At 41.6% G+C, this 12,294-nt stretch carries 11 protein-coding genes; 7 read left to right on the top strand and 4 right to left on the bottom strand.

What is annotated here, in order from left to right; translation table 11 throughout:
* Nucleotides 1–94 precede the first annotated feature (94 nt).
* The 5 genes from fadB (at nt 95) to FLL45_RS17900 (ending at nt 5,987) form a co-directional block, all read left to right on the top strand.
* Nucleotides 95–2,239 carry a fatty acid oxidation complex subunit alpha FadB gene (fadB, locus tag FLL45_RS17920; RefSeq protein ID WP_142943428.1) on the top strand — a complete coding sequence of 715 codons (2,145 nt, stop codon included), beginning with the start codon at nt 95–97 and terminating at the stop codon, nt 2,237–2,239.
* A 12-nt stretch (nt 2,240–2,251) separates the two neighbouring features.
* Nucleotides 2,252–3,418, top strand: a complete 1,167-nt coding sequence (gene fadA, locus FLL45_RS17915; protein WP_342778768.1) for an acetyl-CoA C-acyltransferase FadA — start codon at nt 2,252–2,254, stop codon at nt 3,416–3,418.
* Nucleotides 3,419–3,591: 173 nt separating this feature from the next.
* Nucleotides 3,592–4,398 (top strand): substrate-binding periplasmic protein, encoded by an 807-nt coding sequence (locus FLL45_RS17910; protein ID WP_142943426.1) that lies wholly within the window; start codon nt 3,592–3,594, stop codon nt 4,396–4,398.
* A 185-nt stretch (nt 4,399–4,583) separates the two neighbouring features.
* Complete coding sequence (locus FLL45_RS17905) at nt 4,584–5,171, top strand: TetR/AcrR family transcriptional regulator (protein WP_185964534.1); 588 nt, start codon at nt 4,584–4,586, stop codon at nt 5,169–5,171.
* A 132-nt stretch (nt 5,172–5,303) separates the two neighbouring features.
* Complete coding sequence (locus tag FLL45_RS17900) at nt 5,304–5,987, top strand: hypothetical protein (protein WP_142943424.1); 684 nt, start codon at nt 5,304–5,306, stop codon at nt 5,985–5,987.
* 223 nt (nt 5,988–6,210) lie between these two features.
* Here the strand turns inward: FLL45_RS17900 and FLL45_RS17895 are convergent, their stop codons facing one another.
* The 4 genes from FLL45_RS17895 to FLL45_RS17880 all read right to left on the bottom strand — a co-directional run bounded on the left by FLL45_RS17895 (nt 6,211) and on the right by FLL45_RS17880 (nt 8,221).
* Nucleotides 6,211–6,708 (bottom strand): Spy/CpxP family protein refolding chaperone, encoded by a 498-nt coding sequence (locus FLL45_RS17895; RefSeq protein WP_142943423.1) that lies wholly within the window; start codon nt 6,706–6,708, stop codon nt 6,211–6,213.
* 17 nt (nt 6,709–6,725) lie between these two features.
* The gene (locus FLL45_RS17890) at nt 6,726–7,088 is read right to left on the bottom strand and encodes a glycine zipper family protein (RefSeq protein WP_142943422.1); all 363 of its coding nucleotides are present in this window, start codon (nt 7,086–7,088) and stop codon (nt 6,726–6,728) included.
* Between the two features lie 110 nt (nt 7,089–7,198).
* On the bottom strand, nt 7,199–7,795 hold the full coding sequence (locus tag FLL45_RS17885) for a DedA family protein (RefSeq protein WP_142943421.1): 597 nt from the start codon (nt 7,793–7,795) through the stop codon (nt 7,199–7,201).
* A 57-nt stretch (nt 7,796–7,852) separates the two neighbouring features.
* Nucleotides 7,853–8,221 carry a PilZ domain-containing protein gene (locus tag FLL45_RS17880; protein ID WP_185964533.1) on the bottom strand — a complete coding sequence of 123 codons (369 nt, stop codon included), beginning with the start codon at nt 8,219–8,221 and terminating at the stop codon, nt 7,853–7,855.
* Between the two features lie 192 nt (nt 8,222–8,413).
* Here FLL45_RS17880 and FLL45_RS17875 point away from each other — a divergent pair, with 192 nt between their 5' ends.
* Together FLL45_RS17875 and FLL45_RS17870 are read left to right on the top strand one after the other, a co-directional pair.
* Nucleotides 8,414–11,077 (top strand): DEAD/DEAH box helicase family protein, encoded by a 2,664-nt coding sequence (locus FLL45_RS17875; protein WP_142943419.1) that lies wholly within the window; start codon nt 8,414–8,416, stop codon nt 11,075–11,077.
* Between the two features lie 417 nt (nt 11,078–11,494).
* Nucleotides 11,495–11,893, top strand: coding sequence for a DUF3718 domain-containing protein (locus tag FLL45_RS17870; protein WP_142943418.1), 399 nt, complete (start codon nt 11,495–11,497; stop codon nt 11,891–11,893).
* Nucleotides 11,894–12,294 lie beyond the last annotated feature (401 nt).

The following is a 12,294-nucleotide window of genomic DNA, read 5'->3' as shown; positions in this document are numbered from 1 at the left end:
AATCCAATCATAATTACATCCGATTGTTCACTATATTGTCAGTAAACTAAACTAGACTAAGCGACAAACGACATCTCAACTAATGGAGTACCCAATGATATATGACGGTCAATCGCTTCAGTGCAAGATGCTAGATAACGGCATAGCTGAAGTCATTTTTGATAACAAAAAAGAGTCAGTAAATAAATTCGACGCTGCCACGCTACAAGAATGGAAGGAAGTCATCGAGCTCTTGAATACCACTGACGGTATTCGTGGCGCAATCGCTACAAGCCCTAAGTCGGTATTTATTGTGGGTGCTGATATCACTGAATTCTTAGCCATGTTTGCCCAACCTAAAGAACAAATGGTTGACTGGTGTAAACAAGCTGGCGCAATCTTCACCGGCTATCAGGAACTTCCATTCCCGACAGTCGTAGCGATCAATGGGTTTGCACTAGGTGGCGGATTTGAAATGGCCTTAACCTGCGATTACCGAGTTGCATCGACAGAAGCTCGAGTAGGGCTACCAGAAACTCAACTTGGTCTTATCCCGGGTTTTGGTGGAACCATCCGTTTACCGCGTTTGATTGGCAGCGATAATGCCATTGAATGGATCGCTATGGCGAAAAATCATAAGCCGGAAGCAGCCCTCAAAGTTGGCGCGATTGACGCAATTACCGCACCTGAAAAACTCCGTGACGTTGCCTTGCAAATGGTGAATGACGCAGCTGAAGGCAAGTTGAACTGGAAAGCTAAGCGAGCAGAGAAGCAAGGTCCGATGAAGCTGAATAAGCTTGAGTCTACGATGGCATTTGAAACCGCCAAAGGTATGGTCGGAGCCAAAGCACTTCCTCACTACCCAGCGCCAATGGAAGCGATTCGTGTGATCGAAGCAACTGCAACCATGCCGCAAAGCGAAGCATTGCTTGAAGAACACCAAGGCTTTGCCAACGTCAGTCACACTTCGCAAGCCAATGCGATGGTGCAAATTTTCCTCAACGATCAATTACTTAAAAAGAAAGCGAAAATTGCGGCTAAAACCGCAACCAAACAAGTTAAGTATGGCGCGGTTTTAGGTGCCGGTATCATGGGTGGAGGTATTGCCTATCAATCAGCTTCGAAAGGCATTCCAGTTGCGATGAAAGACATTACGACTGACGCATTGGATTTAGGCATGAACGAAGCAATCAAAATCCTTAATAAAGGCGTTAAATTAGGCAAAGTCACTCCGGAAAAAATGGCTAAAGTCGTTGCAAGCATCAACCCGACGCTTGATTACGCACCAGTGGCCAACGCTGATCTCGTCGTTGAAGCCGTTGTCGAAAACCCTAAGGTCAAAGATATTGTTTTACAGGAGGTTGAAGGGATCATTGCTGAAGATGCTATTTTGACCTCAAACACATCGACGATTTCTATTGACCTACTCGCTAAAAACCTAAAACGTCCTGAACTCTTTTGTGGCATGCACTTTTTTAACCCAGTCCACAAAATGCCACTAGTTGAAGTTATTCGTGGTGAAAAAACGAGTGATGAAACCGTTGCTGCGACTGTCGCTTACGCAACAGCGATGGGTAAATCGGCTGTTGTTGTTAAAGATTGTCCCGGTTTTTACGTTAACCGAGTGTTATTCCCTTATTTCCGCGGTTTCAGTGCATTATTACAAGATGGCGCAGATTTCCGTCAAATCGATAAGGTTATGGCCGGTTTTGGTTGGCCAATGGGGCCAGCATATCTGCTTGATGTTGTGGGTATCGATACCGCTTATCACTGTACTGATGTACTGGCAGAAGGATTCCCTACTCGCATGGCGAAAGTAGACGGGGATGCGGTAGAGAAGCTGTTTAAAGCAGACAAGTATGGTCAGAAAAACGGTAGCGGCTTCTACACTTACGGCACTGATAAGCGCGGCAAGCCAACTAAGGTGGTCGATGAGACCGTGTTCGAGCTGATTGGTACGCCAAATAAAGAATTTGAAAAACAAGAAATTGTTGAGCGGATGATGCTACCTCTCATATTTGAGGTCGTACGTTGTCTTGAAGAAGGTATTGTTGATACGCCGGCAGAGTGCGATATGGCGCTACTTTATGGCCTAGGATTCCCTCCATTCCGCGGCGGTCCATTGAAGTATGCCGATGAACTTGGGGTTGCTAACGTGGTTGCTATCGCCGAGAAATACGCACACCTGGGTGCCAGTTACGAAGTTCCTGAGCTATTGAAATCAATGGCTGCAGACAACAAATCTTTTTATACCGCTTAAGAATTTGGAGAAATGAAAATGAAAGAAGTCGTCATTGTTGATGCTATCAGAACCCCAATGGGTCGTTCTAAAGGCGGTATGTTTAGAAACGTTCGCGCCGAAGTCATGAGTGCCAAACTCATGCAAGAAATACTCGATCGTAATGAAGCCCTCGATCCCGCAGAAATCGAAGATGTCATCTGGGGTTGTGTACAACAAACCCTAGAGCAAGGCTTTAACATTGCTCGAAACGCAATGTTAATGACCGATATTCCGCACAGCGTTGCTGGACAAACTGTCAATCGTTTATGTGGGTCTTCAATGCAAGCCATTCACACGGCTAGCCAGTCAATCATGACCGGCAACGGGGATGTATTTCTCATTGGTGGTGTAGAGCACATGGGTCATGTTCCAATGATGCATGGTGTAGACTTTGCCCCACAAATCTCTAAATTTTCAGCAAAAGGCTCAGGCTCTATGGGCTTAACTGCTGAGCTTCTCGGTAAACTTCACGGATTTGATCGTAAAACCCAAGACGAGTTTGCAATGCGGTCTCACCAAAGAGCTCACGCAGCAACCACTAGTGGCGCTTTTGCGAAAGAAATTATCGCAATGGAAGGTCACGATGCCGATGGCGCATTAAAAGTATTCGATTTCGATGAAGTTATTCGTCCAGAGACCAATATGGAAGGTTTGAGTTCACTCCGCCCTGTTTTCGACCCTCGAGGTACCGTGACTGCAGGTAATGCTTCTGCCTTATCTGACGGTGCTTCAGCGATGCTACTCATGAGTGCTGAAAAAGCGGATCAATTAGGTCTTAAGCCGATCGCAAAAGTCCGCAGCATGGGCGTTGCCGGATGTGATCCTGCTATCATGGGTTATGGGCCGGTTCCTGCGGTCAACAAAGCTCTCAAAAGAGCCGGTCTTAAAATTGAAGACATTGACCTTTGGGAACTTAACGAAGCATTTGCCGCTCAATCGCTACCCGTCATGAAAGATTTAGGCATTCTCGATGTCGCTGATGAGAAAGTTAACCTTAATGGTGGTGCGATTGCACTGGGCCACCCATTGGGCTGTTCAGGTGCACGTATCAGTGGCACCCTACTCCGTTTGATGGAAAGTAAAGATGCCAACCTTGGCGTCGCTACAATGTGTGTCGGGCTTGGTCAAGGCATCGCAACAGTGTTTGAACGCGTTTAAACCCTGCTATCGATAAAAAGCGGCCTTTACGGCCGCTTTTTGTTACTTACAATGCGCCAAATACCTCAATTAACTCAAACCTATCAAACTATTTAATATCTCTAATCTCAATATTCGAAAAAATCTGCTAGGCTTATATTAATAACAAACCTTGAAGTATCCCTAGTCGTTAGATGTGGTCATTTATTCCGAAAATTCTGGTATTTTCCATCCTATTGCTGGTCACCAGTCAACTCTCTGCTCAAATCGCTAAGCAATCAGAACCAGACAAAGGAGTGACTGACTGCCGCTTAAGAGTCGCCTGGAACCCATGGCCTCCATTCATTGAAAGTGCCGAAGAAGCACGAGGAATCCATATCGACTTGATGAATTGGCTTGGTGACGCACTAAAGTGCCAAATTATCTATAAGCGAATGAACTGGGAACAAAGTATTATCGCACTCGAAAAAGGCGATATTGATCTCCTCGGTAGGGCCAGCATCACTGATGCACGAAAAAAATTCGCTTATTTTTCCGACCCATATAGGGAGAGTCTCGTGGTGCTTTATGTCCGAAAAGGCGAATCGCGTAAACATGATGCAGAATCAATAGAAGACTTGCTAAAGCAGGACTTTGTTATCGGCCTGCAAAAAGGTGCTTACTATGGCGAAACTATCATGCGCCTCAAAGAGCAGCCTGAATATTTCGATAACTTTCCCGAGCTCGTATTTGATGAAGGTCCTCCGGTAAGTCTCTTATTGAATCGCTCAATTGACGGTTTGCTCGAATCTCCTTACACCATTGATAGCATCTTGCTTAAAAAACATAACCGCTCGCAAATTGAAGAGTTTCCGATACAAATTTTCTCAGAGCAGCTTCACTTTATGCTCAGTAAAAAAACACTTTCGGCTGATTTCGTCGCGCAATTAAATCAGGCGCTTGCTGAAGTGAGACAAACAGAAGCCTACAAGCAACATTGGTTTTGGAAGGCTATCAAATAGATTTGATCATTTTACCCACAATTAAGTTATATCAATTTTACAATTTATCCGACTCATTCTAATATTCATTACGATAAACCGGTGTAATCAGGTAAACTGAATACACTGTCAGTAAACTTCATATTAAACTTAAATCGATGGACTCGGTAACTTACAAACCAAAACAAAAGCGCAGCGAAGCAAATTTGAAAAAGATCGTTGATGCAATTATGAAGTTAGTCGAAGACAAGTACTTCGAACAGATTTCCATTATTGACATTACAACCGAAGCTCAGCTGTCTACAGGCGCATTTTATCGTCGTTTTAAGAGTAAGGAAGCCGCTTTACCAGTGATTTATGAGCAATTCCAGATCCAGCTCAGAGATTGGCTGACCGAAAAATCAAAAGAATGGCAAAAAATGGAACTGTCTGAGTTGGTTTACGATATGACAGAAGGCATTTTTCGCTTTGTTGACTCAAAGAAAGGCGTGTTTCGAACCATTTATCTAAACGCTAGGCTTCACTCTGATTTGCTTCAGCCACAAACGCTTGAGCAACGCATAAACGACTTTAAATTTCTCGCCAGTTTCTATACGCGCTTTATCCCCGAACAAACGCCCCATTACGAGGAGTCGGTTCGATTCGCGATATTTACGCTCGTCAACAACGCGATAGAAAAGTGCGTGTATCCTGAAATCACTCCAGCAAGCGGCTGTCCGCAGAATTTTGAGGAATCGATTACAGCCACCTCAGAGATGCTTGCCGCTTATCTCACGAATAAGCTCGCTCAATAAAACAATAACCAAGTAACGACCACCAACGGGCAGTAACTACCAGCAACGAGCAAAAGTGTGAATGAGCCGCTCGCTTATTACGGTATTTTTTTCTATAGTTTGCCAATGGGCAATGGTAGACGTTTACGATAAATGATCAAAAATAATAAAATACTTGTGCTATTGCACTTCGCCGTTATCGTTTTTACTTGTTATGTCATTTACTTGCGATTTATCCGCTATATATTAGCCGACAATGAGTCAATCGCCATCGCCATGCTAAACCCTTCACAACTTCCAGTTGAGCAACCAGGGCTATTTTCTGGGTTAATGATACTACTGGTTTTTCTCACTATACTACTGCTTAAAATAAAAGCTAATGCTTCATTAATTTTTAGGCTTATAAAAGGTTTGTATGGTTATAGTATTGTATTGCTGATGATCCAGCTGGTTATCGTTTTGGGTAGCAAGCAGTTGCCTAAGTCATGGACTTCACCGGTTTATGAATCGAAACATCTCTTTGTTGAGGTCGTCACCAATCAAACCAGACTCAGAGAAAGCCCCTCACTGGATTCTAAAATCCTTCGTACTCTTGATGCTGGAACCTTACTTTTACTCAATGATGTAAAGAAAGACAAAGCGCATACCTGGAACCGAGTGCTGCTCGCGCCAAAAGAATATGCTTGGATAGTTAGAGTCGCAAACGTCGGTGATAACTCGCGAAAAAGACTTTCAAAGACAAACAAATTTTATTTTACAGTGGCAGATCAATATAGCTTGTTTATCGCACTCATCGGGTTTTTATGGGGCTTTATAACCGTTAAGGCAAAACACTAAGCATTAGTTGTTACTCGCTCGGCCATGATTTGTAAACTTGTTTTCTCAAAATTTTTTGAGTTCAATATTCAATAAAAGCCAGCGGTTGCACAAACAAGAAAGCGGTTATAAGTAAAAAATGGTGCGAAAGTCATCTCTCGATCAAATTCGCACCCAAGCGCCTTACTACTCGTATCAATATTTTGCTCACTGGAACTAAAACGCATGAAACGCTAACTCAAATTTAATTAAATCGCCGCTGCCGCATTTTATTTTTCAACCATATTGCTTTTGCGCCTTGGTCAAAAATTGCTTTTTGCGACGCATCAAGACTCTCATACAACTGACCGATAATTCTGAGTGCTATCTTCGCTTCGCTCACTTGTTGCTCGAGTGACTGAATTTTTATTGTTAGGGATTCTGGAGTGGTTAGCGGTTTTCCATTTCGGTCCTGTACTGCTATCCTGAAATCTTCTAACCTTTCTTGACGTCGTTCAAATTGCTTTAAGAAATACTGTTTAAACTTTTCCCATTCCGGTTGCTGCTGTTTGGTAATTACTAGCTTTTCTGCAAAATCGTCTAATCGTAGTTCAGCACGTTCAACAGGGTCATTGTAGATAGAAGCAAAAAAGGCTAAGAATTCCGGATCGACTGGTTCAATAGGATTATCGGCTTTACTGGTTAAAGTTAAACATCCAACCAACAATCCAAAAACGAATTTCAAAACCACGCTTCCTCTCATGTCTAATCCTTTCGCATTTAATTTAAGACTCGATAACCGCGTTGTGCTAAACAATTTTTTAGTACCGCACTTTTTTCTGAACCAGTCCTTGCCTGACCTCTAATTGCTCCCGACAGAGCACCAACCGCAGCACCTTTTTTTGCGGTCTCCGAATTACCGACAATGCCGCCCACTGCTGCCCCAACAACTGCACCACCAACGGCTCCTGCACCCGCTTTATTGGTGACCTGCTGGGCATATTGGTTGCACTCAAACCAATCTTGGCGGTAAGCCGACATATCTACACCCCGAGTATCCACAATGGGCTTATTACGATGTGCACATCCTGTAATAATCAAAAATGATAAGCTCAACACGGTTACAAAAATCACCCTAAGCATGGTAATCCCCTACAAAATAATCAGGCGTTACATGACAGTTGATTGATATAACGGCTCAACCTTCCAATGGTTGACAAGAAATGGAAATAAATTAAATACTGAGGACGCCGCTAAGGGCGTTCTTCAATAAGGGAGTCTTTTTTAGTCGTTTGATTGATCACTTTCAACCAAGCAATATAGCTCACAGCTAGGAAGATAACCAACAAGGCAATGCTAAATCCACCCCAGTTTTGGCTAATCGCGTGCTCAATAGTACTGCCAAAAACATAACCTAAACCGACCATCACTATCGTCCATAACACTGCAGAAGCCGCATTGATTAATGTAAATGATCGCCAACTAATGGCTGTTAACGCGACCGGCAGAGCGCCAACAGTGCGCATTCCTTTCGGATAGCGATATAAAAATATATAAGCATAACCATATCTTTCTAGTAGTCGCTTCGCGGTATCTAATGCTTTTCTTATTTTTGGCCTGTTATCGGCAAAGCCAGTGCCATATCGACGCACCAGATAAAAACGTGCTTCATCGCCTAAATACCCACCCGCAAACACAAAAAGTGCAACAGCAGAGAGTTCCAGCGCACCATAGTGTGCTGCTATGCCTGCAAACAGTGGCAACGCACCACTCTTCAACGCACAATAAGCGAATAAAAGCCCATAGCTTAAAGGGCCGTATTCACTGATAAAATAAAGCAAGGATTCCATTAATAACAAGCAAATTCGAGGGCTTGCTAATATATACTCAAAGCGACCAACACTAGATCAGCGTTGGTTAGCAATAAAAGACTCCAAACGCGGACCTGCATTATCGTAGAACTTTTCAAAACGACAACCAACAATGCAATGGCTGTGAGATTTTCGTTGCACGTACACGACACCACAACGAATGTGAATGGTATCCAATTGGTCTTGTAAATCAATTGAGAGCTTCACGCCGACGGGGCTCATAGTATTTTGGCTATGGTCATTGGGTAATAGATGTGGCATCTCGTGCTGTTGCATCTCAAGCTGTACCCCAGACGAGGAAATATTTGAGACTACCATTTCAACAAGATGGTTAGCTTCGGTTGTTAGCTGTCCCGGAAGAGCCACTTCAAACCGTGGCGCTATTCGGCGCTCTTCTAAATCCAAGATTGACACGTTACTATTTAATTACTTCGTTTGCTTCCTCTTTATTATGGGGGAATATTTATCATTAATAAGCGTAACTCCTTAGATAAGCTTGATATGATTTAAATGAATTAATTTTTATTCTAATAATGCGATAATTATCCAATTGAAATCGTTTTTACTCACTTCCTAATACAAAAATAAGAAAATGATATGACGTTTCCGGACCTAAAATTTAAATATCCATGGCGCCCATACCAGGCAAGAGTCCTCAAAGCCGTACATCATCATCTCGATGACCAACGGCTTCATGTAGTCGCCGCGCCGGGAGCCGGAAAAACAACTTTAGGACTAGAGGTTTTTCGGCTTTTACGAAAAAAAACATTAGTTTTATCACCGACTCGGGTCATTCGTGACCAATGGATTTCACGACTTTCTGATTTTACCGATATGCCCACGAGTCAATTAGCCTGGGTAAGTAATAATATCGACAAACCAAAAACCTTAACCTCAATCACTTACCAGGCGCTCCACAGTCGCATGAAGCCTGAACTCAACCAGGAAACAGCAGCGGAATTATTTGATGACGAGGAACCGCTCGACATTGACGAAGTCGATAATTTTATTGAGACAATAAAAGCGCAATCGATCCAGGTTATTATTATGGATGAAGCTCACCACTTACGGGCAGAGTGGTGGAAAGCAATTGAACGCGTTTTTAGTTCTATTCCAGAGCTAGTTTTAGTTTCACTTACCGCAACTCCGCCATACGATGCTCAAGGCCATGAATGGATACGCTATGAGAAACTTTGTGGGCCAATTGACGAGGAAATATCGGTTCCTGAGTTAGTCAAATCAAAAACCTTGTGTCCACATCAAGACTTTATTTGGACCGTTGATATTACAACCAGCGAAAAGCAACTCGTTAAAGATCATGAATCTCGTGTGCAAAATCTCTGTCAATCTTTAATAACAAACCCTGAGTTCAAAACCATTATTTACAATCATCCTTGGTTACAGAATAACGCTGATGAACAATCAATCATCAAACATCCAAAAGTTGCGATGGCATTATTGGTATTTTGTAAAGCGACATCTAAGCCTATCCAAAAAACCTTGCTTTCCATTCTTGACCTAACAAATCGAGACATACCTGAACTTACCCGCCAATGGTGGCAGATTATTATAGAATCAGCCTTGTTTTCCAACACCTTTGAACACGATAGAAACCAGCAGGATTTTATCGAAAAACTCAAAAAGCAATTACGCGCGACTGAATTACTTCACAAAAAAGAGTTATCGGTCGCTTTTTCAAAAAAAATACTTCGAACACTCAGTCAATCACCTTCAAAGGTCAAAGGGTGTTTACAAATTCACAAACTCGAATTAAAAAAACGTCAAAATAATCTTCGCCAAGTTATTTTGACTGACTACATTCGTGACGAAGGATTAGTCGGTGAAACTAAAATTGGTCGGGTTACGTTAGGCGCTTGGCCAATCTATCAAGGGTTAGTTCTTGATTCGCCGATTCGCGATAAAATCGGCCTTTTGACCGGTCGACTATGCCTCATTTCTTATGAACTCGTCGGTAAGCTTAAAGAACACCTGCAAGTAGAAAAATGTCAGTTTGAGGATTTTGATCATTTGGGCCGAGTTTCAGTAGTCACCGGTCCACTGAATCAATTAACTCATGCATTTACTGAATTACTCATGCAAGGAGACTTAAAAGTACTGGTAGGAACCCGATCACTGCTGGGCGAAGGCTGGGACGCACCAGCGATTAATTCACTGATATTAGCAAGTGCTGTTGGTTCTTTTATGCTAACTAATCAAATGCGCGGTAGAGCTATCAGGTTAGACAAAAACCGACCAGATAAGATCAGCAGTATCTGGCACTTAGTCGCCATTGATACTCAATCACCGTGTGGCTTAAGCGACTATTATGATCTCAAAAAACGATTTGAGACTTTTGTTGGCTTATCCGAAAAGAAACCCACCATTGAAAGCGGCTTTGCTCGATTAAATACAACCGGACTCAATAATTTAGTTCAAATAAATAGTGCTCGATATGCAGAAAGAAATAACAACTGGCAAATGATTTGGCGCTTTAGAAATCGTAAAAAAATCGCTTCTCGTTGGCAAGATGCTTTGACCATCGATGAAAATGCGCGAGTACTTCCTTCAGTTAAAGCGCCAAACACTAATAAAATACAGTTTTATCACTTTAAAAATTCATTTCATAAGCTCTGGTGGCAACTCGTTCTCGTGATAGGAATTTTGCTAGAAACCGTCGCTTTTGGTCTTATTTCAGATCAATCCATATACTGGACATTAACACTCGGTATTATCGCTTTAGTATCGTTTAAACTGCCAACCACGATTAAAGCCGTTAAAGGGCTCATTTGGCATTCACCTGTCGATGGTTCTTTAAAGCAAATCGGTAAGGCACTTTGTGCAGCACTATGTCAAACAGGACAGATACAAACATCTTTTCGTCGCTTAAAAGTCAATAGTGTTCGTGCTGACGATGGTTCGTTTTATCTCGGACTCATCGGCGCAACATTTTATGAAAGTTCGCTTTTTGCTGATTGCTTGAATGAAATATTATCTCCCATTGATAACCCAAGATACATAATCATCCGGGAAAGTGGATTCTTGGGATTTCAAAAAGATGACTACCACGCAGTTCCAATGAAGCTAGCAACCAAAAAAGAGCTCGCGCAAACTTTTTATCTTGCTTGGTGCAAATATGTATGCCCGACCGAGTTAATTTATACTCGCTCTCCGCAAGGGCGGCAGCATTTAATTAAAGCAAAAATGCGGGCATTCTCATCTCTATTTTCGGAGGAAGTAAAACGTCAGGATCGTTGGCAATAGACTTACAATTTGCGATATTGTATACAATGAGTGAGTTTATCTTAAGATAATTCAAGATGTTGAATTTGAATTATTTTGTAAAAAAAATTAATCGATTAAATTCACAATTAATCGTTAACTGAATTGAATTTATTGAATTCAAAATACTTTTAATCGTAATTCAATATTATCAATACGTATTCTTGTCGTAATCAATCTTCTCAACATATTTTTTTAAGTGTTCATTGTATGACAGAATAATTCTATTTTTAAATACTTTTGTTCCTATGTTACACCCAGTGTCCAGGCTCTAGGCAAGGCCTGATATGAATGCTACGTTTATCTCACGAGCTGCGATACGCATTATTGATTTATTCCAGGATTGATTGAGTTTATCGCAGCCCAGTTTCCAGTCTATTTATTGATAAGGAGTTTATCATGAAACTTTTAAAACTTAGTGTGTTAGCAGTTGGTTTAGCAGGAACTTCAGTAGCAATGGCAGGTAGCCAGCAATTTATCGCCGGAGATAAAACAAAAGAAACGGCGATGTGTATCGCCGCTGCGTCAAATAATGTACAAGATTATAAATCGCTTGTTGAAAACTATCGTACAACGTCGTTAGTTAAAGTGAGAGATCATCAATTGTTTGCGAATAAGTTAACCTGTAATGATGTGAATATTGCCAAATTTGCTCGCCAATATGGCGCAGAAAAGTCTGCAAAATTTATCAGTAAATACCTCGATCAAAATATTCTTATCAGACAGGATATTGCCAACACTCAACCAATTAACACGTCAAAAACTATCGTCGTTTCTGCGAGCATGTCTGCCAAATAAAAATACAACTATCCCTGGTTGTCTTTTTAGGGAAGTCTACCTTATCCCCGTAGACTTCCTTTTTTATCGCCCGATCGTTAACTTTATCGACGCTTTCGTTAAATTAAGCTTAAAATTAACGCTGCAATTTTTTCACTCATATTAGCAAGTGCTTTAAACAAATTCTTAATAGACTTCTTATAGATAGCGCTTAATATAGTCCGCTTATCTACATTAATGCTTGCCCCTTAACTATTTTTTTAGCTTTCTTGAGGTCTAAACTTAATGGGTAAAAATAATCGAATTACGCTATTTATCTTGCCTTTCTTTCGCTTTCTTTTCTATCTCTAATTACTAAACCTGCCCAAAACTAATCACAGTTAATCCTTCCAAAATTGAACACAACAAATCAATCAATTAAG

Origin of the sequence: Aliikangiella marina (assembly GCF_007004765.1) — a bacterium.
Lineage (GTDB): Bacteria > Pseudomonadota > Gammaproteobacteria > Enterobacterales > Kangiellaceae > Aliikangiella > Aliikangiella marina.
This window is presented reverse-complemented; position numbering and strand designations above follow the sequence as displayed.

Bases quoted from the DNA above. Each gene is read 5' to 3' on its own strand.
- fadB (WP_142943428.1), top strand. From the start codon at position 95: ATGATATATGACGGTCAATCGCTTCAGTGCAAGATGCTAGATAACGGC.
- fadA (WP_342778768.1), top strand. From the start codon at position 2,252: ATGAAAATGAAAGAAGTCGTCATTGTTGATGCTATCAGAACCCCAATG.
- FLL45_RS17910 (WP_142943426.1), top strand. From the start codon at position 3,592: ATGTGGTCATTTATTCCGAAAATTCTGGTATTTTCCATCCTATTGCTG.
- FLL45_RS17900 (WP_142943424.1), top strand. From the start codon at position 5,304: ATGATCAAAAATAATAAAATACTTGTGCTATTGCACTTCGCCGTTATC.
- FLL45_RS17895 (WP_142943423.1), bottom strand. From the start codon at position 6,708: ATGAGAGGAAGCGTGGTTTTGAAATTCGTTTTTGGATTGTTGGTTGGA.
- FLL45_RS17890 (WP_142943422.1), bottom strand. From the start codon at position 7,088: ATGCTTAGGGTGATTTTTGTAACCGTGTTGAGCTTATCATTTTTGATT.
- FLL45_RS17885 (WP_142943421.1), bottom strand. From the start codon at position 7,795: ATGGAATCCTTGCTTTATTTTATCAGTGAATACGGCCCTTTAAGCTAT.
- FLL45_RS17875 (WP_142943419.1), top strand. From the start codon at position 8,414: ATGACGTTTCCGGACCTAAAATTTAAATATCCATGGCGCCCATACCAG.
- FLL45_RS17870 (WP_142943418.1), top strand. From the start codon at position 11,495: ATGAAACTTTTAAAACTTAGTGTGTTAGCAGTTGGTTTAGCAGGAACT.